The sequence below is a fragment of the Haloferula sp. BvORR071 genome, from assembly GCF_000739615.1.
Lineage (GTDB): Bacteria > Verrucomicrobiota > Verrucomicrobiia > Verrucomicrobiales > Akkermansiaceae > Haloferula.
This window is the reverse complement of sequence record NZ_BATP01000035.1, coordinates 52358-74915: the sequence shown is the minus strand read 5'-3', so window position 1 is coordinate 74915 and position 22558 is coordinate 52358. Positions and strand designations below refer to the sequence as shown.

General features: G+C 61.9%; 20 protein-coding genes and 1 tRNA gene. 1 reads left to right on the top strand and 20 read right to left on the bottom strand.

Annotated elements, in window-relative coordinates; translation table 11 throughout:
• The 20 genes from BV071_RS19735 to BV071_RS19630 form a co-directional block, all read right to left on the bottom strand.
• Nucleotides 1–1221, bottom strand: coding sequence for a glycosyltransferase (locus BV071_RS19735; RefSeq protein ID WP_035610995.1), 1221 nt, complete (start codon nucleotides 1219–1221; stop codon nucleotides 1–3).
• A 2-nt stretch (nucleotides 1222–1223) separates the two neighbouring features.
• The gene (locus BV071_RS33305) at nucleotides 1224–2399 is read right to left on the bottom strand and encodes a glycosyltransferase family 4 protein (protein ID WP_052573638.1); all 1176 of its coding nucleotides are present in this window, start codon (nucleotides 2397–2399) and stop codon (nucleotides 1224–1226) included.
• On the bottom strand, nucleotides 2396–3922 hold the full coding sequence (locus BV071_RS35555) for a hypothetical protein (protein ID WP_035610993.1): 1527 nt from the start codon (nucleotides 3920–3922) through the stop codon (nucleotides 2396–2398). Before BV071_RS35555 ends, BV071_RS33305 begins: the two co-directional genes overlap by 4 nt.
• Nucleotides 3923–3980: 58 nt before the next feature.
• Nucleotides 3981–5567, bottom strand: coding sequence for a hypothetical protein (locus BV071_RS19720; protein ID WP_035610991.1), 1587 nt, complete (start codon nucleotides 5565–5567; stop codon nucleotides 3981–3983).
• A 270-nt stretch (nucleotides 5568–5837) separates the two neighbouring features.
• Entirely contained in the window at nucleotides 5838–6626 is a 789-nt protein-coding gene (locus BV071_RS19715; protein ID WP_265594651.1) for a sulfotransferase family 2 domain-containing protein, read from the bottom strand.
• Between the two features lie 23 nt (nucleotides 6627–6649).
• Nucleotides 6650–7414 (bottom strand): class I SAM-dependent methyltransferase, encoded by a 765-nt coding sequence (locus BV071_RS19710; protein ID WP_081886109.1) that lies wholly within the window; start codon nucleotides 7412–7414, stop codon nucleotides 6650–6652.
• Nucleotides 7415–7475: 61 nt separating this feature from the next.
• Nucleotides 7476–8720 carry a sulfate adenylyltransferase subunit CysN gene (gene cysN, locus BV071_RS19705; RefSeq protein ID WP_035610987.1) on the bottom strand — a complete coding sequence of 415 codons (1245 nt, stop codon included), beginning with the start codon at nucleotides 8718–8720 and terminating at the stop codon, nucleotides 7476–7478.
• 47 nt (nucleotides 8721–8767) lie between these two features.
• On the bottom strand, nucleotides 8768–9673 hold the full coding sequence (gene cysD / locus BV071_RS19700) for a sulfate adenylyltransferase subunit CysD (RefSeq protein ID WP_035610985.1): 906 nt from the start codon (nucleotides 9671–9673) through the stop codon (nucleotides 8768–8770).
• Between the two features lie 123 nt (nucleotides 9674–9796).
• The gene (gene cysC / locus BV071_RS19695; protein WP_035610983.1) at nucleotides 9797–10384 is read right to left on the bottom strand and encodes an adenylyl-sulfate kinase; all 588 of its coding nucleotides are present in this window, start codon (nucleotides 10382–10384) and stop codon (nucleotides 9797–9799) included.
• A 38-nt stretch (nucleotides 10385–10422) separates the two neighbouring features.
• Nucleotides 10423–10680, bottom strand: a complete 258-nt coding sequence (locus BV071_RS19690; RefSeq protein ID WP_265594650.1) for a hypothetical protein — start codon at nucleotides 10678–10680, stop codon at nucleotides 10423–10425.
• 405 nt (nucleotides 10681–11085) lie between these two features.
• Nucleotides 11086–11853: a WecB/TagA/CpsF family glycosyltransferase gene (locus BV071_RS19680; protein WP_035610977.1), complete on the bottom strand. Its 768-nt coding sequence runs from the start codon at nucleotides 11851–11853 to the stop codon at nucleotides 11086–11088.
• Between the two features lie 12 nt (nucleotides 11854–11865).
• Nucleotides 11866–12948 carry an adenylyltransferase/cytidyltransferase family protein gene (locus BV071_RS19675; RefSeq protein WP_035610975.1) on the bottom strand — a complete coding sequence of 361 codons (1083 nt, stop codon included), beginning with the start codon at nucleotides 12946–12948 and terminating at the stop codon, nucleotides 11866–11868.
• A gap of 434 nt (nucleotides 12949–13382) precedes the next feature.
• The gene (gene gmd, locus BV071_RS19665; RefSeq protein WP_035610969.1) at nucleotides 13383–14498 is read right to left on the bottom strand and encodes a GDP-mannose 4,6-dehydratase; all 1116 of its coding nucleotides are present in this window, start codon (nucleotides 14496–14498) and stop codon (nucleotides 13383–13385) included.
• A 12-nt stretch (nucleotides 14499–14510) separates the two neighbouring features.
• Nucleotides 14511–15449 carry a GDP-L-fucose synthase gene (locus BV071_RS19660; RefSeq protein WP_035610966.1) on the bottom strand — a complete coding sequence of 313 codons (939 nt, stop codon included), beginning with the start codon at nucleotides 15447–15449 and terminating at the stop codon, nucleotides 14511–14513.
• 2 nt (nucleotides 15450–15451) lie between these two features.
• A complete protein-coding gene (locus BV071_RS19655) occupies nucleotides 15452–16579 on the bottom strand; it encodes a DegT/DnrJ/EryC1/StrS family aminotransferase (RefSeq protein ID WP_035610964.1) in 1128 nt (375 codons plus the stop codon).
• A 64-nt stretch (nucleotides 16580–16643) separates the two neighbouring features.
• Entirely contained in the window at nucleotides 16644–17960 is a 1317-nt protein-coding gene (locus tag BV071_RS19650) for a nucleotide sugar dehydrogenase (RefSeq protein WP_052573636.1), read from the bottom strand.
• Between the two features lie 29 nt (nucleotides 17961–17989).
• On the bottom strand, nucleotides 17990–18955 hold the full coding sequence (locus BV071_RS19645; RefSeq protein WP_052573634.1) for a UDP-glucuronic acid decarboxylase family protein: 966 nt from the start codon (nucleotides 18953–18955) through the stop codon (nucleotides 17990–17992).
• Between the two features lie 224 nt (nucleotides 18956–19179).
• A complete protein-coding gene (locus BV071_RS19640) occupies nucleotides 19180–19722 on the bottom strand; it encodes a transcription termination/antitermination NusG family protein (protein WP_035610962.1) in 543 nt (180 codons plus the stop codon).
• A complete protein-coding gene (locus BV071_RS19635) occupies nucleotides 19719–20234 on the bottom strand; it encodes a hypothetical protein (RefSeq protein WP_265594649.1) in 516 nt (171 codons plus the stop codon). Before BV071_RS19635 ends, BV071_RS19640 begins: the two co-directional genes overlap by 4 nt.
• A 66-nt stretch (nucleotides 20235–20300) precedes the next feature.
• The gene (locus BV071_RS19630) at nucleotides 20301–21731 is read right to left on the bottom strand and encodes a class I SAM-dependent methyltransferase (protein ID WP_265594648.1); all 1431 of its coding nucleotides are present in this window, start codon (nucleotides 21729–21731) and stop codon (nucleotides 20301–20303) included.
• A gap of 149 nt (nucleotides 21732–21880) precedes the next feature.
• On the opposite strand from BV071_RS19630, the gene BV071_RS19625 reads away from it, so the two are divergent.
• A tRNA-Cys gene (locus BV071_RS19625) sits at nucleotides 21881–21955 on the top strand.
• Nucleotides 21956–22558 lie beyond the last annotated feature (603 nt).

Here is a 22558-nt window from a genome sequence, read left to right as displayed (position 1 = left end):
TCAATGTTCGAGGAGACCGATACGGCGCAGCGCGTTCAGGAAGCGGGCTTCGAATTGCTCCAGTGAGAGGTATTCGTGGAGATCGCCAATCTCCGGCCTGCCCTTTTCCAGCAGGCGCTCGTGACACTTCAAGATCGCTTCGGCCGCGGCTTGTGGATCGCGGATCGGCACGATCTCGCCATTCACGCCGGGTTTGATGCAATCGGCCGAGCCGGTGTTGAAGGTGAGCACCGCCGGGAGTCCGCAGGCCAAGGCCTCTGCTGCCGTGCGCGCGAAGCCTTCCTCCAGCGAGAGCAGGGCGAAAACGTGGCAGCCGCGCAGATGCTCCGCGAGTTCCGCGTGCGGCTTCGGCGGAGCCCACTCGATCGGCACGTCGGAGTACTTCGGGATGATGTCCTTCATGCTGCTCTCCACCGAGTCGGTGAGGACCAGCACGGCGTCGCGGGTTTTCCGCACGATGCGCACCGCCTCCATGAGATAGGGCATGCCCTTCCGCAGCGAGACACTGCCGGTGCACACCACCCGGATCGGCGTGCTTGGCGGGATCTCCTCGTTCTTCGGGCGGAAGAGGTCGAGGTTGATGGCAAAGGGCGAGTGGATGATCTGCTCCTGCGTGAAGCCGCGGTCGAGGAAGGACTGGGCGACGTACTTGCTGGGCGCCAGCACGTAGTCCGCGTGCTTCACCATCTCGCGGCCCTGGCGGTTCCAGTTCGGCGGGTACGGCGGGCGCCGTACTTTCCAGCGGCGGTGCTCTTCCTTCACCGTGTTCCAGAAGTTCTCCGGGTGGGAGTTCCCGGCCTCCAGGAAGGTCTTGCCACCATTTGCCCGGGCCTTCTTGAAACAGCGGTTCGCGTAGCCGAAGCTCGAGAGCACGTGCATGCCCGGCTTCACGTCGATGCTCACCCAACGGTCGAAGAGCGGATGGATCGCGGCGCGCAGCCACTCTGCGGTGTAGCCGGGAAGGGTCCGCCGGGTGCCATTGATGAAGAGCCCGAAAAGCGGGTTCAGGTAGGTCAATTCCCCGGGGATGCCCTTGCTGCCGCGGCGGTTGCCGGTGAAGTAGCCGTAAAGCGAATCGATCTTCGCGAGCACCCGGGCGTAGTCCTCGTAGTAGTTCACCCGCTCCGGTGCCGCGACGATAAACTGGCCCTTCGTCCCGTGAACGATGGGGTTTCCGGCTGCCTGCGCGGGAAGGACGGGAGATGAAAGGGTAGACGACATCGTCACGCGAGAAGCTCCAGATAAAGGCTGCGGTGGGCTTCAATCATCCGCTGCCGGGTCATCCCCTTCCCCAGGATCGCATCCCGGCCCCGTGCGCCCATCTGGCCACGCAGGGCGGCATCCACTAACAGCCGTGACAGCGCTGCGGAAAGTGCGGCCACATTCTTGGGCTCGATCAGCAGGCCGGTCTCGCCTTCATCGATCACTTCGGGGATGCCTCCCACCCGGCTGCCAATCGCCGGACAACCGAGGAAGATGGCCTCCTGCAATGCGAGGCCAAGGGCTTCCTCCAAGGAGGGCTGCACAAAGATGGAAGCCCGCCCCATGAGCTCGGCTGGACGTGGATGAGCGCCGAGGAGTTTCACCCGCGAGCCCTGCGGATGATTCGCGCACAGGGATTCGATCTCCTGCCAGCAGCCGTCGCCACCATCGTGACCGGCAATCTCCAGAGTCCATCCCGGAGCAGTTCCGGCGATATTGAGGAAGGCGCGGACGAGCACGTCCTGGCCCTTCCGGTAGGCCACATGACCCACAGCGAGGATCAGCGGCTCCCGCTCCGTTCCCGGGGCGGGGCTTTCTTCCAAGCGGGAATGATAGATGCGACGCCGCTGCTGATCGGCAGGGTATTGGGAATCGAGGTAGTCGCGGTCGTGCTCTGAAACCGCGATCTCGGCATCCGTCGCGCGGGTTTGGCGGATCTTGCCAAGCTTGCCGATGGGTGCCGCGAGATCGGAAATCCACGGGGCCCGGCCAACCGACGCGAAGGCGCGCCGCGGAGGATCAGTGAGATGGTTGGTCCACACGGTTTTGAGTCCCGCCTTGGAGCAATACTCGGGAATCGAAGGCGCCGGACAGCGGTTGCCCCAGCCAAAGGTGCCACCGCAATGGAAGTGGACCAGACGCACGTCACCGAGCTGCTCCGCGAATGCTCGCGCTTGCTTGAAGTAGCTGGGCGAAGGCGGAACCGACATCAACTGGAAGGAAAGATGGCCGGCCAACTGCGCGCCGATCTTGCTGGCAAGCACGCCTTCGCTGGGTTCCGGGCTGACTAGGCGAATGGCGAAATCCTCCGAGAGTCCCGCGACCAATTCCTGCACCAGCACACTGACACCGCCGCGATCGGCGATGGGATACTCCAGGCACAGGGCAATCGCCTTTTTTTCTCCGCCGCTGCTCACGCTTCCACTCGTTTGGCGCTCATGAAAATGCCGCGGAATTTCCAGAACCAGAAGAGCCCGAGGCAGGCCAAGCCGACGCCGAGAAGGCACTCGATGCCACTCAAGCCCCAGGTATCGGGCGTGGCCGCTGGCGTATTCAGGGCAAAGAAACTGCCAGCCATGCAGAGCAGCGTGAGCCCATAGGTGCGGGCTACCGCGCCGACCATCGTCCGGCGCGAGATGCCGAGTTGAGCGGGTGCCTTCAGCAAAAGGTAGGGAATGGAAACGCAGACCGGCCCGATGAGCGCGCCAAGCATCAGGCCGGTGGCACCGTACCAATGCGTGAGCATGATTCCGGAAGTCATCTGCAACACAGCATCGATGATTCCCGCGATACTCCGGCCCTTGACCCTTCCCGACATCGGGAAGACGAACTCAGTGAAGTAAGTGAAGACTTGCGCTACCAGGCCCACGGCGGTGAACAAGTCGAAGACCCGGCTCTCATGGTTGGCGGGGCCGCCGTAGAGCATGGAGAAGGAGCGATTGAAGATCAGGATGCCTAGTGCCCCGATCATCGCAGTGGGCAAGAGCCAGGCCATCAGGTTCTTCCACTCGTTCCAGACCGCCTGTTTGTCACCGCTCACGTAGAGCTGCATCCAGCGCGGACTGAAGGAATCGAAGGCACGCTTCAGGATCTCCTTGATCACCGTGAAGGACTTGTAACTGACGACAAACACGGTCACCGCCTCCAGGCCGATCACCTTGCTCAGGATGAGCGATTGGGAGGTGAAGGCGATCTGACCGGCCAAGGCCAACAAGAAAACCCCGCTGCTGTACCGGAAGAGAACCCGCAGCTTCTCGAAATCGAAACCCCGGAAAACCAGCTGCAGCCGCACGCCGCTGCGACGGACCATATACTGCATCAGCAGCGAGTTGGTTCCCACCGAGAGCAGGCTGGCAATGAGGTAGGCGTAGGTCCTGAAGCCTGCGTAAAGCAGGATGGCAAATGCGATCAGGTTGATCCACGAGGTGAGGATCGTCACCACGTGCATGATGTACCAGCGGTCCTGGCAATAGAGGACTCCGGTATAGGCCCGGAAGGGAAGCTGGATGGCGTTGATCAGGATCATCCCGACCCAAAGACCCTCTGCCGCCGGGATCAGGTCCGGCGGAAGGTCCTCAAAGGAGCCGATGATCTGCTTGGCAGCCCCGAGCCCGATGCCCGCCACCAGCAGGCCTTGGAAAATCAGAACCGCCACGATGATGGTCCACCACGAGTTGAGTTCCTTCTGGTTTCCCTCCCGCATCGGGCCGACCAGCATCCGGCTGGCCGACCAGGAAACCCCGAAGTCGAGCAGAAGAAGATAGCCCAAGGTCTGTCCCACGACATTCCACAGGCCGAATTCCTTGCCGCTGAGGAATTTCAGCGCCAGCGGCACATTGAAAAAGCCGACGAATACAGCGCTCAGCATCGCCGCATAGCCGGCGGCTGCCGTGAGTCCCGTGGGGGAACTCCGCAGGCGATGGAATAGCCCGGATATCATGTCAGGAGCCTCCCTTCAGGGAAGCTTCGGATGGGCCGGCGGAAAGCACCGGGGAGATTCAAGCCTGCCGGCTACCGGCAATGGCGTAGGCAGGTGCGCGCATCCGCGAGCGTGGGGCCGGGGTCGATTCTTCGACCAGTGCGGCGACAGGCACTGCCTTCATCTGCGCAAGACGCAGGTTGTCCAGCCACTTGAGGAGCCCCATGGTGACAATGAACTGCGGGAATTCCGCTCGATACGAGCCGAAGACCAGCAGCGACCACCAAGGGTAGATCAAAAAGGGAATACAAATGAAGGCGATATAGGGGAACATGGAGGTCCCCCGGTAATGCCGGACGAGCTGCATCGCTTTCTTGAACCCCACAAGCATCAGGACAATCGCCGCCAGTAGCCCGACGACACCGGTGAAACGGATCGTCTCCACGTGGAAGCCGTGATAGCTCCCCTGCGCCAGCATCTGGTCCTGCACGCTTCCGAAATCGTCGCCGAAGCCTTGGGCGGCATCGAGCACGGCCTTCATTTCCGCGGAGCTGAAGCCGAAGCCATCGCCCAGGGTCTTGTTCTTGATGTAGCGGTCCGTGGTCAGCGCGAGCTTCCACATCTCGATCCGCCACTCCGTGCTGTTCTCCGCGTCAGCCCGGGCCGCGGCGGTGACATCCACCGGCAGGACCGAGAGCACACGCTGCACACCGAACGGAAGCGACCTGAGCTGTCCGCTCATGATGATCACAATCAGTCCGAGAGCTCCGACCACTCCGACGGCGACCGCGTCGATCGGCTTGCGCCGGATCAGGGCGGACACCACGAAGACCGCCCCCAGATAGGCGACACCGCTTCGGAATCCGCTCAGCAGCACGAGGACGGAGCCGATGAGAACGATGCCGAAGAGCCAGGGCCGGAGCGGATTCATGCAACTGATCGGCCGGGCCAGGCAGAAGCAAGGCATCACCATCGCTTGGCCGAGCAGGAAGAAACCACCACCACCGCGGAACGCGTCGAGGTCGAAGCCCGCGCTACCACTCATCGCCGTGTCGAAGTTCACGTTCGAGTAGATCGGCAGCACCAAGGCCGAGAAGGAGGCGGACCAGTCGGAGATGGTCGAGACGAGGCCGTCACCCACCGAGAACAAGATCATCAGGATCACCACCCAGCGGACACTGCTCTCGCGCGGCTTGACGATCGCGATACAGGCGTAGGCCAAGAAGGCTGCGGCGAAGATGAAGTAGGACTTACCACCCGCCCGGTCACCACCCAGCAAAAGGATCCCGGTCGGGTTTCGGGCGTAGGCCTGGCCGATCACCAAAACCTGCAAGAGGATCGCAGCATCGATCAGGTCCAGCTTCACGGTGAAATCCGGACGCCGCATGGCGAAACGGATGACGAACATCGTCGCGGCGATCGCCCCGGCGAAGGCCCAGGCAGGTGGAGATCCAGGAAGCGCGTTGATCGTACCATCAAGCGAAAGGGCGGCGGGAATGAGCAGCCAGACATTCCGCCCCATGGCGAGAATCATGGTGATGCCCATGAAACCGCTGACCCAGGCGATCGCTTCGAACTGGGCCGTGGCCGCCGCGACACCGAGGTACACCGCGAAAAGCGACGCGAGGACGACGATGAACAGGGCCTTGATCTGACTGGATTCCATGACGACAGGCTGCCCTAAGGGGCAGGGCGGGACTTTGCCCCGCAAACCGGGCAATAGAAGCGTAAAATCAACAGCACAATAACGGCAAGCTGCCGCCCTTGGTCATCCGCCTCGCGGCAGCTGACGAAAGCCTAAGGGATCTGAACGAATCGGCGGCCATCGGGCTCCAGCTTTTCGTTGGATGGCTTCATAACCCGGCCAGCCATCTCTGTTCAAATAAAAATGAACAGATTCTAAACCCCTCAGGTTCAGGGCTTCCCCGCCTCAGGATCAACCGAAAGCCCGGCACCGGGCTTCCCGGACTATGAAAATCGCCCTCCCCACCCCAAGGTTCCGCTTCTTGAAGGCCGCGGTCCGCTCGGCCAAGTCCGGCCGGGATGCGGCCAAATCCTCGAATCGTGACTTCGCCCAAGCGTAGAGCTGCAAGTCGATGGCATTCTGATCTTCAATCAGTTTCCGGGTCGCCGCATCCAGCTTGGTGGCCGAGACCGGATAATTGCCCACCCTTCGCCGGAGGTAGTAAGGAGTCTTCCAGCCAAGACGCTCCGCAAGCAGCAGAAGACCCTCGTCGAAGCGATCGTTGAGCAGCACTCCGTCGAAATGCCGCTCGATGTTCTCCTTGGCCATCGCCAGCTCGGCATCCCCGATTTCCGGTTGTTCCACGTCATCGAGCCCGGCCAGCATCCGGGTCATGCCATTGGACAGCTCTCCGGCCAAGCCACTGCTGACGTATCCGGCCAGGTCGAGCTTCTCCCGATGGATCGCCTGGTGGAGGTAGTGCCCGGTGAAGCTGGCGGCGTAATGGTAGTGGGAAATCAGCCGGCCGACCGGCTCGCGCAGGCAGGTAATATAGCGCAACCCAGGCACGTGGCGATGCAGCCCCACACTGTAGTGGCCCATGACCACTTGGGGCGGCGCACCCGTCCGGCCCGCCAAGGTCTCCGCCACCGGCCCATCCGAATCGTGCCGGATGAGAATATCCCTCCGGCGATATTGATGGGAGATGACCTTGTGCAGCGTGGTCCCCGCCGTTTTAGGAATATGGACGAAGACGAGCATGGCGTGGTCAGGTCGGGCACCGGTCAGGCAGGACGCACCAGCTCCCACTTGTCGTGGCGATGCGTGATCGTCAGCCCGTTTTCGCGGGCGAAGCGCTCGACCGCGAATCTCACGCCGTCCCAACCCCAGTCATCACCAAACAAGACGCCACCGGGGCGGACGAGATCCCAGTAGGAGACGAGGTCCTGATAGACGTCCTCTTCCTCGTGGCTGCCGTCGATGTAGATCAAATCGGCCCGCACATCGCGGAGGGCGAACCACTGTGCCGCGGTGACCGAGGGAATCGGAAAGGGCGTGATCAGGGATTGCCGTCCCGCGCGGCAGACGTTCGCCAGGAACTGATAGTAGAGCGTGGGATAGCCGTGCTTGAGCGCCAGCGACCCGAAGCGACTCTCATCCTCCTGGTCCGTCCACATCTCAAGGGCCCCAAGCCATGTATCGACGCAGATGATTTCGGCATCGAGACCCAGTTGGGCGACATGCTCCGCCAGTGTCAGAGCCGAGCCGCCCTTCCAAGTGCCCACTTCGATGATCCGCTGCGGGCGCTTGGCAGCTACGAGTTCGCCGAAGGCCGGCGAAGCCGAACCCCAGCCGGAAGCGTCATCGGGATATGACTGCCAAGGGAAGCCCTCGTAGGGGTCCACCTTGTGCAGCAGCGACCGCACCTTGCCGGTGAAGTCGCCACCCGAGGCGGCATTTCGCGAGGCCACACGCAGCCTGCGCAGGCTGAAGCCAAAATGGTAGGCGACCCCCTTGATCCAACTTTGCGCGCAGCGGGAGATCGACATCGGCAAGGTGTCTAGAAACTGGGTGCGGCAAGGACGCCGCCATGGTCCGCGACAAGATCGATCAGATGATCATGCCGGCAGCCACGGTCTCATTCGTACCCGGGTCCACCAGAATGAAAGATCCCGTCTGCCGGTTGCGACGATAGGAATCGTGGATCACTGGCTGCGCGGTGCGCAGGGTGATGCGGCCAATGTCGTTCATCGCAAAGGTTCCCGCGCCTTCAACCTTGTGGAGCGTGTTGATGTCCACGAGGTACTTCACCTCGCTGACCACCGCCTGCATCTCCCGCGAAGTGTGGCGGAGGATCAGTTTGGCACGCGAAGCCATCGGCTTGTTCGAGAACCAACAGATCATCGCTTCCAGATCCTGCGAGGTCTTCGGCGGATTGTTCTTTTTGACGATCATGTCGCCGCGCGAGATGTCGATCTCGTCCGTCAGCGTGAGCGTCACACTCTGCGGCGCGTAGGCTTCATCCAGATTGCCATCAGCGGTGTGGATCGACTTGATCCGGCTGGTGAAGCCGGAAGGCAGGACGGAGATCTCATCACCCGGCTTGAAGACACCGCCAGCCACGCGACCGGCATAGCCGCGGAAGTCGTGCCATTCATCGCTCTGCGGACGGATCACCCACTGCACCGGGAAACGGGCGTCCACGTGGTTCTCTTCACCGCCAACGTAAACATGTTCCAGATGATAGAGCAGCGAAGGACCTTGGAACCAAGGCATGCTCGAGGACTTGTCCACCACGTTGTCGCCGTTGAGCGCGGAGATCGGGATCGGCGTGATGTCGACAATGTTGTCGAGACGCGAGGCGAACTCCTGGTAGTCCTTCACGATCTGCTCATAGACCTCCTGCGAGTAGTCCACGAGGTCCATCTTGTTCACCGCCACCACCACGTGCTGGATGCGCAGCAGGTTCGCAATGAAGCTGTGGCGCTTGGTCTGCTCGATCACGCCTTTGCGCGCATCCACCAGGATGATCGCGAGGTTCGCGGTCGAAGCCCCGGTCACCATGTTGCGGGTATACTGGATGTGCCCCGGCGTATCGGCGATGATGAACTTGCGCTTCGGCGTGGCGAAGTAGCGGTAAGCCACGTCGATCGTGATCCCCTGCTCACGCTCGGCCTTCAGACCGTCAGTGAGGAGAGCCAGGTCCACGTGGCCATCGCCACGGCGCTTGGAGGTTTCTTCGATAGCTTCAAGCTGATCCTCGAAGATCGACTTGGAATCGTAGAGCAAGCGGCCGATGAGAGTAGACTTGCCGTCATCAACAGAGCCGGCGGTGGTGAAGCGAAGAAGATCCATGGAAAGCGAATGAAAGATTTAAAAGGAAGCGCGGGAGGACGAATCGGTTAGAAGTATCCTTCCTTCTTGCGGTCCTCCATTGCGGTCTCGGAGCGCTTGTCGTCGGCACGGTTGCCACGCTCGGTCTGGCGGGCGGCCGCGACCTCCTCGATGATCTTGTCCATGGTGTCCGCCGTGGATTCGACGGCACCGGTGATGGTGGCATCACCCATGGTGCGGAAACGGATCGTCTTGCTCTCCACCACCTCGCCTTCGCGCGGCTGCACGAACTCGGATACCGCCAGGATCGTGTTGTTGCGGGTCACCGTGTCACGAGTGTGAGCATAGTAGAGGCTCGGTAGGACGATGCCCTCGCGCTGCATGTACATCCAGATGTCCATCTCCGTGAAGTTGGACAGCGGGAAAACCCGGAAGTGCTCGCCGGGATGCTTGCGGCCATTGAAAAGGTTCCAGAGCTCGGGGCGCTGGTTCTTCGGGTCCCACTGGCCGAAGTCATCACGGTGCGAGAAGAAGCGCTCCTTGGCGCGGGCCTTCTCTTCATCGCGGCGGCCACCACCGAGCATCGCGTCGAATTGATATTCCGCCACGGTATCGAGCAAAGTGGTCGTCTGGGCGCGGTTGCGGGAAGCATTCGGTCCCTTCTCTTCGACCACGCGACCCTCATCGATCGACTTCTGGACCGATCCGACGATCAGGCGGGCGCCAATCTTCTCCGCGAACTCATCGCGGTAGGTGATGGTTTCCGGGAAATTGTGACCCGTGTCGATGTGCACCAGCGGGAAGGGCATGCGCGCCGGGTGGAAGGCCTTGCGGGCGATCCAAGCCATGACGATCGAGTCCTTGCCACCGGAGAAAAGGAGACCCGGATTCTGGAACTGCGCCGCCGTTTCGCGAAGGATGAAGATCGCCTCGGCTTCGATCTGATCAAGGTGGGATAGCTGGTAATTGGGCACGGGTATCGGTGGTCGGAAAATCGGAAGCCGCCAGTGAGACCGCGCGGCGGAGGGCGGGAGGAAAAGCCCGACCCCGGAGTCGGGGCAAGCAATAATTACTTAATTGAGTAACTTGATAATGTATTAAGCGGACACCAGCCTGCCGCTTACAAAATCAAGCACTTCGGAGACCGCGTCTTCCACCGACAGCCGTTCGGTATCCAGCGTCAGGTCCGCATTGTGGGGCTCCTCGAAGCTGCTGTCGCGGCCGGTGAAGTTCGCCACTTGGCCTTGCGCGGCCTTGGCGTAGAGGCCCTTCACATCGCGCGCCTCGCAGGCGGCGAAGCTGGCCTTCACGTAGACCAGAGCAAAGTCATCTCCCAGAATTCCCCGGGCCAAATCCCGATGGATCCCGCGCGGAGTGATCAGCGAACACAGCACGATCACCCCATTCTGCGCCAAGACTTTGGCCATCTCCGAGGTGCGCCGGATGTTCTCCAGACGATCATCGTCGCTGAAGCCGAGATTGGCATTCAGGCCGGTGCGCAGGTTGTCGCCATCCAAGCGGATCGTGAAACGGCCTTGCTGGTGCAACACCCGCTCCACGCCGGCGGCGATGGTCGATTTGCCTGAACCGGAGAGGCCACAAAACCACAGGACCACGCCTTGCTGGCCGAGCAGGGTTTCCTTGTCGTAGCGCGGAAGAGTGGCGTGCGGATGGATGTCAGACATGGTCAGGTGAGAAATCCTAGCAGCGGTCGGCTTGCCCGTCAGGGAGATTCGATGATGAGCTGCGGATCAATTCCCGCGAAATCCGCGAGATTCAACGTGACCAACACCGTGCAACCTGCCTTCCGCGCCGCAACGACATGCAAGAAGTCGTGAATCCGCCCGCCCCGGATCCCTAAGCTCTTTGCCGTTGCGAGCGCCGCCAAGGTTTCGTCGCTGGTCAATTCCACGAAACGCAGGTGGGCCGAAAGCTTAGCAAGGATTGCAGAGGCTTGATCGGGATCGACGCGGAAACCCAAGCGGCCGCCCGTCAAGGTCGAGAAACTCTCCGCCAAGGCATGCGGTCGACACCACGGACGGAGACTCTGAAGCGGCCCCAGAAGAGCGGGATTCAGAGTCGTTTCGATGATGACCGAGCTGTCCCAATAAGGGTTCATCGCTCATCACGCTCAGCGCGAATCGCCTTCCGGATGGACTCCCGGTCAACGGGTCGATCCACAAACAGGTAACCGTCCTTTTCTACAACCTTGGCGAGCGGAGCCTCGGAAGTCTTGAGGAGACGAAAAACTACACGCTCAGCCGTCACCTCTTCCTCGATGAAAATGTCACCTGGAGCATAACAGTCAGGAAAGACTGCACGCCGCCTAGAGTCCAATTTCCGCACTTCGTTCACGATGGGAATTTCCCACAAGAGGCGATCGAGGTCAAGGGGCCTGCCCCCGCATCCGGTCCCGCAAGCTGTACCATAGGAAGAGCGAGTTGTAGGTGAAGTAGCGCCGGAAAAGACGCCGCGGCTCGGCGGCGATCCGGTAGGCCCATTCGAGACCTAGCTTCTGCAGCACGGCCGGCGCTTGCGAGACCTCGCCGGCATGGAAGGCAAAGGCGGCACCAATCCCGAAATAGATCCCGGGCGGCAGGCGGTCCTTGTGACGGGCGATCCAGTGCTCCTGCTTCGGGCAGCCGAGGCCGACCCAGATCAAGTTGGCCCGGGACTCGCAGATCTTCTCACAGATCCGCTCGAACTCATCTTCCGGCCACTCGCCGAAGGGCGGCGAGTGGGTGCCGGCGAGCGCCAGGCCGGGGAAATCCCGGGCGAATCCCTCTTCCAATTTCGCAAGCGTGGATTCCTTCCCACCCAAGAGAAAGTGGCGGAACTCCGGTCGCCCGGCGCTGGCCCTGAGCGTCTCCAGCATCAGGGTAGGTCCATAGACCCGGTCCTTCAGCCTTTCCTCTGTCGGCAGGGCGGCGTTCAAGGACCACACCAGCGGCATGCCATCCGGCACGATCAGATCGAAGCGCCGCATCGCGTCGCCGAAGGACGAATCGGAACGGGCGAGCGCGGCCACGTGGGTATTCGCGGCTTCCACTGCCAGCGGCCGCGCCGTGACGCTGGCGCGGTCCAGGATCCACCGCACCGCACCGGCATAGTCGGTGCAGGCCAGCGGCAGGCCGATGACAGATTGCGTGCGCATCGGAGGGACCTGTTAGATCCGGCAGAAGGGTTCCACCGGGCGCAATTCGGGAACCGTTTGCAATGCGCCTTCCCGAGCCGCCTCATCAGCGAAGAGATAGAGCGCGTAGCCGCCGTAGCCGCCACCGCAGTACTTGCAGGCGAGGGCATCAGGTAGTTCCGGCAATGGCTCCATGCCCTCGGCAAGCTGGGTCTCGTGATAGAGGGCAATGCCCTTCGCCAGCAGGAAGACATCTTCCGAGAGAACTCCATCACGTGCGATCCGGCCGGATTCCGCGATCCGGTCGTAGTCGCGCGGGTGATCTACCACGCCAGGCGTATCGTGCTGACCGGCGGTCCACAGAACGGCCATCCGGCCTTTGAGGAAATCACCGTTGCGCTTGAAGTCGAGCTGCGGCCGTTCACCGGAGCGCCACACGCATACACCGGTCTCGCGGATCACCGCGGGATCCTGCCAGCCAACACCAAGGTCCAGTTCCGAGTCGATGCCATCCTTGCCATTGAGCAAAGCCCACGCCCCGCTGCCGCCCAGACCAGCCTGCTTTTCGTAGGGCCAATCGCGCAGCGATACCAAGGGCGAGATCGCGCAATTCACCACGAACTCCCCTGCCTTCGCAAAGCGCGGCACATCCAGCCAGCCGCCGGCGAAGTCCACCCGTAGTGGCGCCTCCGTCGGTGCCTGCACCCAGCGCACGATCGAGCTGGTGGAAACCGGCTCAAACTTCGGCGGCGTCTTGGCAAGGATCCGGTACTCCGCACCCACCTCGGCGCAAAGTTCACGCTTCAGCTGGCCATACTTGTCGTCATCCGTAACCAGCAACATCGCGGGCCGGATGCGCAGGAAGTCCTCTTTGAAATCGAGTCCTTCGTCGTGACCATGGGTGATGATGACTTCGTCCACCATCCTCAACGCTTGGAGCAGCGCCTTCTTGTGATCATCCGGGATCGAAGGCTTGCGACGCTTGTGATGCCAGAGGACTTCCGCGGATGCGAAGGAGACGATCAGGTAGTCGCCATGGGCACGCGCCTCTTCAAAGAACTGGAGATGCCCGGCATGCAGGATGTCGTAGCAGCCGCTAACAAAGACTTTCTTCACAAAGGGGGAACGGTAAGCGGAATTCGGTAAGCGTTAACAGCCGAGATGGCGAATTAAGCTGGTAAGCTTGCGGCCGACTTTGTCAGCCAATTCGAGAATCTCAGAAACCGAAGGATCTGTTAGGAAACCGATCCTCAAAGGTGAGCGCCATTGACGCCAATTCCGCGGTGGACCGGCGAGCTATATTGAGGAATTTGATGAATTCCTTGTCGTGATGACTCGCAGACCCTTCGGCAACATTGTTCGAAGGAGAAAGCCCAGCTGCCCGAAGTTGCTCCGCGTAGCGGAACCACTTGCGCTCGGCAAGATCGTCCGCAACGCGGTGACAAACCAGCGCCAGCTCGCAGGCATCGTGCCAGACCTCGAGGTCCTCAAACCGAAAATGAGGGCGCCCCATCGAAGTCTCTTCGCCTACCGCTTTCCGCCTTCCGGTCTTACTCCTTCGACACGGAGACATGGTGCCCGTGAGCCTTCAACAGCGAGTGCTGTCTGGCCGTATCAAGGTCGGAGGCAACCATTTCGGCGCACATCTCCTCGACAGTGATCTCTGGCACCCAGCCGAGCTTCTCCTTCGCCTTGGCGGGATTGCCGAGGAGGGTCTCCACTTCAGCGGGGCGGAAGTAACGCGGATCAACTCGCACGATCACGTCGCCGGCCTTCACCGCAGGAGCCTTCGAAGAATCCGCGGAAACGACCTTCGCGATCTCATCCACACCGCTGCCGCTGAACTCCAGCTCGATGCCGGCCTCGCGGGCGGACATGCGCACGAACTCGCGCACAGAGATCTGCTTGCCGGTGGCGATCACGAAGTCATCCGGCTGCTCCTGCTGGAGCATCATCCACTGCATGCGGACGTAGTCCTTGGCGTGGCCCCAGTCGCGCAGCGCATCCATGTTTCCGAGGAAGAGGCACTTCTCCAAGCCCTGCGCGATGTTCGCGATGCCGCGGGTGATCTTGCGGGTCACGAAGGTCTCGCCGCGGCGCGGGGACTCGTGGTTGAAGAGGATACCGTTGCAGGCATACATTCCGTAAGCCTCGCGGTAGTTCACCGTGATCCAGTAGGCATACATCTTGGCCACTGCATAGGGGGAGCGGGGATGGAAGGGCGTCGTCTCCGTTTGCGGAATCTCCTGCACCAAGCCATAAAGCTCGGAGGTGGATGCCTGATAGAAGCGGGTCGTCTTCTCCAATCCCAGGAAGCGGATCGCCTCCAGCAGGCGCAGCGTGCCGATGGCATCCACATCCGCGGTGTATTCCGGCGCTTCGAAGGAAACCGCGACATGCGACTGCGCGCCGAGGTTGTAAACCTCGTCCGGTTTCACCTCGCTGAGAATACGGGTTAGGTTCGAGGTGTCCGTGAGATCGCCGTAGTGCAGACGGAAACGGGAGTTCTCCACGTGTGGATCCTCGTAGATGTGGTCCACCCGCTGGGTGTTGAACAAGGAAGCCCGGCGCTTGATGCCGTGAACTTCGTAGCCTTTTTCCAGAAGGAACTCGGCGAGGTAGGAGCCGTCTTGACCGGTAATGCCTGTGATGAGTGCGCGCTTCATGGGGAGGGGATGTTAGAGTCTGGCTTCGCCTGACTCGAGTTTGGAAAGAAAGTCTTGGTATGCTGCCGCGAGGCCTTCCTCGAAGCCGATTTGCGGGGCCCAGCCGGTACCCTTGAGGCGGGATACTTCCATCAGCTTGCGGGGAGTTCCATCGGGCTTGGTTGGATCGGTCAGAATCTCTCCTTCATAGCCGACCGTCTTCGCGACCAGCTGGGCCAGCTCAAGGATCGTCACGTCTTCACCCACACCCACGTTGACCCAGTCCGGGGGATTCTCGAGACCGAGCAAGTGGAAGCATGCGGCGGCGAGGTCGTCCACGTGCAGGAATTCGCGGCGCGGGGTGCCGGTGCCCCAGATCGTGACGCTCGGTTTGCCGGAGACCTTCGCTTCGTGGAAGCGGCGGATCAGCGCCGGGATCACATGCGAGTTCTCCGGATGATAGTTGTCGCCCGGACCGTAGAGGTTTGTCGGCATCGCCGAGTGGTAGAGCAGACCATGCTGAGCGCGGTAGTGCTGGCAGAGCTTGAGGCCGGCGATCTTCGCAATCGCGTAGGCCTCATTGGTCACTTCCAGCGGGCTGGTCAGCAGGCAGTCTTCCGGCATCGGCTGGGGTGCCAGCTTCGGATAGATGCAGGAGGAGCCGAGGAAGAGCACGCGCGGCACTTCGGCGCGCCGGCTGCCTTCCACCAGGTTCGAGGCAATCGCCAGGTTCTCGTAGATGAAGTCCGCAGGATAGGTCGCATTGGCATGGATGCCACCGACCTTCGCCGCCGCGATGACAACGATGTCCGGCTTTTCCGCAGCGAGGAAATCAAAGACGGCTTGCTGATTGAGCAGATCGAGACGATCGCGGCCCGCGGTGATAACCTCATGTCCCCCGTGGCGTTCCGCCTCGCGCACCAGCGCGGAGCCGACCATCCCGCGGTGTCCGGTAATGAAAATTTTGGGCATGTTCAGTTCGATGGGGGGAAAGAAGCGAGCGCCGCGATCACCTCATCAAGCTGCTCGATGCTCATTTCCGGATAGACCGGAATGCTGATCACCTCGGCAGACAGTTCATCGGAGATCGGGCAGTCCGACAAAGATGCCGTCGGCAAATTCGCGAAGCACTCCTGGCGATGCATCGGCACGGGGTAGTAAATCTCGCAGCCGACCCCCTTCTCCATGAGATGGGCGCGAAGGGCATCGCGGCGCCCCTCACCCGGCACGCGCAGGGTGAACTGGTTCCAGACGTGACCGCGATCCGGCGCGGCCACCGGCAGGATGAAGGAATAACCGGTGAGCTCCGAAATACGGCGCGAATAGTACTCCGCATTCCGCGCGCGGCCCGCGGCGTATTCCTTGATGTGGCGGAGCTTCACTCGCAACAGCGCGCACTGCAGGGCATCCATTCGGAAATTGCCCCCCACCAGCGAGTGGTAGTAGCGCGGATGCATGCCGTGGTTGCGCAAGCGCAGCAAGGTTTCGGCAAGCGAGTCGTCGTTGGTCGTGACCAAGCCACCGTCGCCGAAGCCACCGAGGTTCTTGGACGGGAAGAAGCTGAAGCATCCGACCTCACCGATCGCGCCACAGGTCACGCCCTTGTAGCTCGCGCCGAAGGATTGTGCGATATCCTCGATCACCTTCAGCCCGTGCTCCTTGGCGAGGGCCTGCACGCCATCGAGATCCACGGCTTGTCCATAGAGATGGACCGGGATGATCGCCTTGGTCCGCGGCGTGATCTTGGCCTTCGCCGCCGCGAGATCGATTCCGAAGTCCACCGGGTTCACGTCGCAGAAGACCGGCGTGGCCCCCGTGCGGGAGATACTTCCCGCCGTGGCGAAGAAGGTGAAGGAAGGGCAAAGCACTTCATCCCCTGCGCCGATTCCGAAGGCCATCAGCGCAATGATCAGGGCATCCGTGCCGGAAGAGATCGAGATCGCATGCTTCACGCCCAGCTCCGCGGCGCACTCGCGCTCGAAAGCTTCCACTTCCTCACCGAGGATGAAGCGGCCGGAGCGAAGGACCTTTTCGAAGACCGACTTGAGTTCGTCTTCGAGGGGCAGGTTCTGGGCGTTAACGTCGAGAAGCGGAACAGGCATGGGAAAGTTCGGAGCGGAAATCTCAAATCTGAGATTCCAAATTTCAGATTTCAGATTCTTTGCTTCAGGCCTTCACCACCTGCCCCTCGGCAGTCGGCGTCGAAGCCATCGCATTGCGGGTATCGATGATCAAGTCCGACCAAGCCGCAAGCTGACCAAGGTCGAAGGCGGCGTGATGGGTGGAGATGACGATGCAGTCCTGCGCGCGGATCACGGATTCGCTCCACTCCACGGACTGGACGCCGGCCCAGTTCATGTGCTCGCGGGTCGGCCCCACCACCGGGACATGTGGATCGTAGTAGGCTACTTCTGCACCCAAACGCTTGAAGCCATCGAGCAGAGCGAAGGTCGGCGACTCGCGCATGTCGTCGACATTCGCTTTGTACGCCAGGCCCAGCAGCAAGACCTTCGAGCCTTTCACCGGCTTGCCGCGGGAGTTCAGCGCTTCCATCGTACGATGGACGACGTAGTCCGGCATCCCACGGTTGATCTCACCGGCCAGCTCGATGAAGCGGGTGTGCACGCCGTACTCGCGCGCCTTCCAGGTCAAATAGAAGGGATCGATGGGAATGCAGTGACCGCCCAGTCCAGGCCCCGGATAAAAAGCCGTGAAGCCGAAGGGCTTGGTCGAGGCCGCACGGATTACTTCCCAGATGTCGATGCCCATGCGATCGGCGGCGATCTTCAACTCGTTGACCAAGCCGATGTTCACCGCGCGATAGATGTTCTCCAGCAGCTTCGTCAGCTCGGCCACCTTGCAAGAACTCACCGGCACTATCTGCTCGAATGCCGCCTCATACAAGGCCACGCCAGCATCCAGGCAGCCTTGGGTCACACCGCCGACGACCTTCGGGATATTCGTCGCGGAGAACTTTGGATTGCCAGGATCCTCGCGCTCCGGCGAATAGACCACGTAAACCTGCTCTCCCACCTTGAAGCCTGCCTTCTCCACGCGGGTCACCACCTCTTCATCGGTAGTGCCGGGGTAGGTGGTGCTCTCCAAGCTGAGGACTTGGCCCGCCTTCAAGTGCGGGACCACGGCCTCCACCGTGTGGATCACGTAGCTGAGATCCGGCTCGAAGTGCTCGTCCAGAGGAGTCGGCACGCAGAGGATCACTGCATCCAGAGTCGAGACCACACTGAAGTCGGTCGTCGCCTCCAGCCGGCCGGAGGCCAAGGCCTCCGCGACCTGCTCGCCCGGGATGTGCTTGATGTAGCTGCGCCCCTCTAACAGCGCCGCGGGCTTGCCGGGATCAATATCGATGCCAACCGCCCGGAAGCCCGCCTTGGCATAGGCGAGCAAGAGCGGCAAACCCACGTAGCCAAGACCGACGACGCCTACTGCGGCACTGCGGTCCGCGAACTTCTGCTGGAGACTCATGAAAAACAAAGATGCCGGGCTCGCCCCGTTCAGGCAACCGGCACGAAATCACGGAAGTATTCGATCGTCTCGCGGATCCCCGTGTCAAACGACACCACCGGCTCCCAGCCGAGGATTTCCTTCGCGCGCGAAATATCCGGCTTGCGAACCTTCGGGTCGTCCGGCGGCAGCGGCTTCGGATCGATCCGCAGCTCGGTGCCGAAGAACTTGGCAATCGCCTCGGCGAATTGACGCATGCTCATCTCGTTCGGGTTACCGCAATTGACCGGCAGGTTGTAGTTGCTGCGGGCAAGACGCCAGATGCCATCCACCAGGTCCGAGACGTAGCAGAAGGACCGCGTCTGCGAGCCATCGCCGAAGATGGTCATCGGCTCACCGCGCAGGGCCTGGCCGATGAAGGCAGGCACTACCCGGCCATCGTCGAGGCGCATGCGCGGGCCGTAGGTATTGAAGATGCGGACGATCTTCGTATCGAGACCGTGGGCGCGGTGGTAGGCCATGGTGGCGGCCTCCGCGTAGCGCTTTGCCTCATCGTAGCAGGAGCGCACGCCGATCGAGTTCACATTGCCCCAGTATTCCTCCCGCTGTGGATGGATCTCAGGGTCGCCGTAGACCTCGGAAGTGGAGGCCACCAGGTAGGTCGCCTTCTTCTTCAGCGCGAGATCGAGCGCATTGTGGGAGGCGTAGGAGCCGGCCTTGAGCGTCTCGACCGGGATCTGGACGTAGTCGATGGGGCTGGCTGGAGAGGCCATGTGGAAGACGAAGTCCACCGGTCCCTTCACGTCGAAGGGCTCCGACACGTCGTGCTCGATGAAATCGAAGGCCGGATTGTCTCCAAGGTGTTCGATGTTGCGGGCGTGGCCGGTGACGAAATTATCGAGCGCGACCACCCGCAGGCCGTCTGCCAGCAGACGATCAACCAAGTGGGAGGGTACGAATCCGGCACCGCCGGTCACAACCGCGGTTTTGCCTTTGAGATCCTGGATCAGCTTCATGTCGTTTTCTGGGGGGATGAGGGAGGGTATGAGGGGGACGATGGGGTGGTGCAGACAAGCTGCCGCCCTTGGTCATTTGCCCGTGGAACGGGCAAAACCAATCGGGCGGCTTGGCAGGAGAGTAGGTTCAGGCGGCTTCATCGGAGCGCCTTGGCGGCGCGATGGACCGAAAAATCGGCCGTTTGTTCAATCCGAAATGAACTGGAGGGGGCTCCGCGATCACGTCAGGGAAATGGTTTGCGGGGTAGCAGCAGGGAAAACAGGTCGACTTCGATGACCTGCTCGCGGCCAAGGAATTCCAGCAGGACCTTGACCCGCTCGCGGGCCGAGAGCACTTCCACCACCGTTGCCCGCACGCCGCCGAGCGGTCCGTGGGCCAGTTCCACCTCCTCGCCCTCTGCGATCCGGGGGCCGACGGTCAGGACGTCCTCCCCCCCTTGGCGGGCGACCTCTTGGCGCAGCGCCTCGACGAAATCATCCGGCACCGAGGGAACCTTGTCCCCAAAGCGGACGATCCCGCGCACCCCTTGGCTGTACATCACGGCCCGCTCGCCCTTCTCGAGGCTGAAGCGGGCGAGCACGTAGCCGGGGAAAAGTGCCTCGACCCACCAGATTTTGCCCCGGCGGGTCGCCTTGCGGTAGCGCAGCATCGGGCAGAATACCTCTACCTCCTCCAGTTCGCGCAGGTGAGCGGCGGCCACGGCTTCGCGCTTGGTCTGCGTCTTCAGACAGAACCAGGCCATTTCGCTGGAGGAAGGCATCTTCATTCGCCAAGGACTCGTTGCAGCAGCGGCAGCACAAAGCGCCCACGGCCAATCCAGTGTTCCAATTGCCGCACCTGGGTCTCGTAAAATTCGCGGCGCGCAGGGTCGGGCTCGGCGGCGGCCGCTTCAAGCAGGCTGCCAACCTTGGATTTCCCGCTTTCGAGATGCGGCCGAACCTGCTCGCGGATGAAGCCCCCGACGAGCCGTTTCAGCTCGGTGGAGGCGGAGTAGTAGGTCCGCCGCGAGTTCTCTACCTGGGTCTCACCCACCGCGCCGAGGGTCTTGAGCGCCCGCAGGCCTTGGCTCGCCGAGCCCTTGCTGATGCCGAGCAGTGAGACCAGATCGTCCAGCGCGAGCGGCTCCGGGAAAATGAACAGGAGCCCGTAGATTTCCCCGATTGAGCGCGGCAGACCGAGGACCTTCACTCCGTCGACGAAGAATTGGATCACCTGGGTCTCGATCGGACCGAGGGACGGAAAACTCCTGACTTCCTCCTCTTCGCGCAATGGCGGCACGTGGCCGTGATAACTCGCAAAGCCAAAGTGTTCAATCTCAAATGAACAGGGAGCCGCCACAAGCCGCTAACAGAGAATCCCCCGCTCCGTGAGATGTTTCATCCAGCGCTCGAAATCCAAGTTGGGAAATTCCCCGGCTGCGGCGGCACCGAGTTCCTCCACGCCGCGGCTGCCATCCATGAGCGCCATCAGACTGCCGTGGCCGTCCGGGTAGCGGCAGGTCACGTGCCGGGCATCCACCACCGGCAGGCTGTTGGCGGCAAAATAGCGGTTCAGGCGGGAGACTTCGGGCTTCGCCGGAACCTCGGGCAGGATCCGTATTTCGTCCGTCCGCAACTCGATCCCCCCGAGGCGAGAGGCGTGGAAGATCCAGTGCGCAATTTCCTGAGAGTGCCGGGTCGGCTCCCAATTACCTTGGGCACAAGCCGCGGTCCGCTCCAGCAGTTCTTGGATCGGCAGGCAACTCCCGGCCGCCTCGGCCAGTACCTCCCGGAAAATCCGGATCAAGCCGCTTTCATTGACACCCGGGCCGAGCGGTTGATCGCCCAAACCGGCCGCAAACTGCATCACCACGGCGGTCGTCGTCCCCTCCTCCACCGGGGCATCCTCCCGGCAAAACAGGCTATTGCGATGGGTGCGACCGGAGAGCAGATCCAAGGTCTGCTGCAAAAGCAGGGGCTCAGCCGCCAAGGGCGCAAGGGATTCCAAGGCCGCGGGATTGATGCCGTCCGGAAGGTTATCCCTCAGATCGGCCTCGCCCAAATAGCGGAGACCGCGCTCCGCCGCCCAGCCCGCGAGCTGGGCAAAATAGATCGGATCGCAGACCGGGGCGAAGTCGTCGAAGGGCAGCACCTCCGGCCCCTTGCGCACAATCTCACGGCAAACGGCCTGCAAATTCGCGGCATGCGCCGTGCTTGAGCCGGCCATCGCGGCCAAGGATTCCGCGACCGCCACGATATTTCCGCCAAGTCCAGCCGCAGCCGGGTTCCCCGCCAAGCTGCGGACCAGCGGCACCACCCCTTGCTTCAGCGACCAGCCCGGCAGCGTATTGTAGCTCAGGCAAACGATCCCAGACTCCGAAAGCACCTGCGCACAGAGGTCCAGCACCCGCGCCTTCACCGAATCTGGCACCCAGGAGAAGACGCCATGGACAATCAGGTAGTCGCAGGGATGAGAGGGCCGCCAGTGCTCCAAATCCGCCACCTCGAAGAGCGCATTCTCCAATTTCGCCTCCCAAGAGGCCTTCCGGGCGTTCCGGATCGCCGTGTCGGAATAATCGAGGCCGGAAAACTCGCTGTTCGGATAGCGCGAGGCCATGGGCAGAAGGTTGTGGCCGGAGGCGCAGCCAAACTCCAAGACCCGGCAGCCGCCGGGCTGCGGCAGGCGTTGCAGGCCACCGACCCGGGCCGCCACCGCGAGCTTCGCAATATCCGTGACCGGATGGCTCAGGGCCGGATAGCGCTTTTCGGAGTAGAGTTCTCGAACCGGATCGGGCATGACCGCCATTCAGGGCAAGCGACCGGGTGATTTCAACCCCAACCGGGGCTTTTGAGGCCCGGATCAGGCCCGTCAGCCAAATCCCGGCATTGACACCCCGTTCCGCGGGACGTAGGGAATCGGCCCCGCGCGACCAGCAAGCGTCAAACGGCGGAGTAGCCAAGTGGTAAGGCATCGGTTTGCAAAACCGCTATTCGAGGGTTCGATTCCCTCCTCCGCCTCCATCACAACACCTTTAAAGTGATCGGCTTGCGGCAAGTTGACCCCCATTCCTAGGGATCGCATTCGCGCAAAAAAGCGCTCAAAAACGCACCCGTTTCTGGATGGTAAGTGGATGGTGCCATTTGCCGCCCTCGCCCCATGCCGCCGCCGATCCCCTCGCGCGCACACACACGCGGACACCTGAAGCGCCGAGGGGTCCGTGTTTCAGCTCCGCCTCGCGCGCGCGCGGGCGAGCGGGCGCGCCTGTGTGCCGGCTACGAGCCCCAGAACCATGATTTAGGGTTATTTTGACCTTCCAACGGCAGTTTGTCGCGCAAAACGCACGAAGAAGGCTGCCAAGGTGAGCGCGGAGGTGGGGAGTTCACTCTCTATCGAAATACGGTAGGATCCGCTCGCTGGCCCCGATCTTCCCGCAGACCTGCCTTCCGACGCCCGCTTGGTGAGTTCCAGTAGGGACGCCGTGAGCCCCATGAGGCGCATCCTAGGGGAAAGCATTCGTCGTCCGGGTACTTCGGGCCGGAGCCGCCGCCCTTCCCCGGCGACCAAGCCGCCGCATTTCGTTCCGCATGCCGATAGCTATCCCGGGCCCGCCCCGCTGAGGCGAC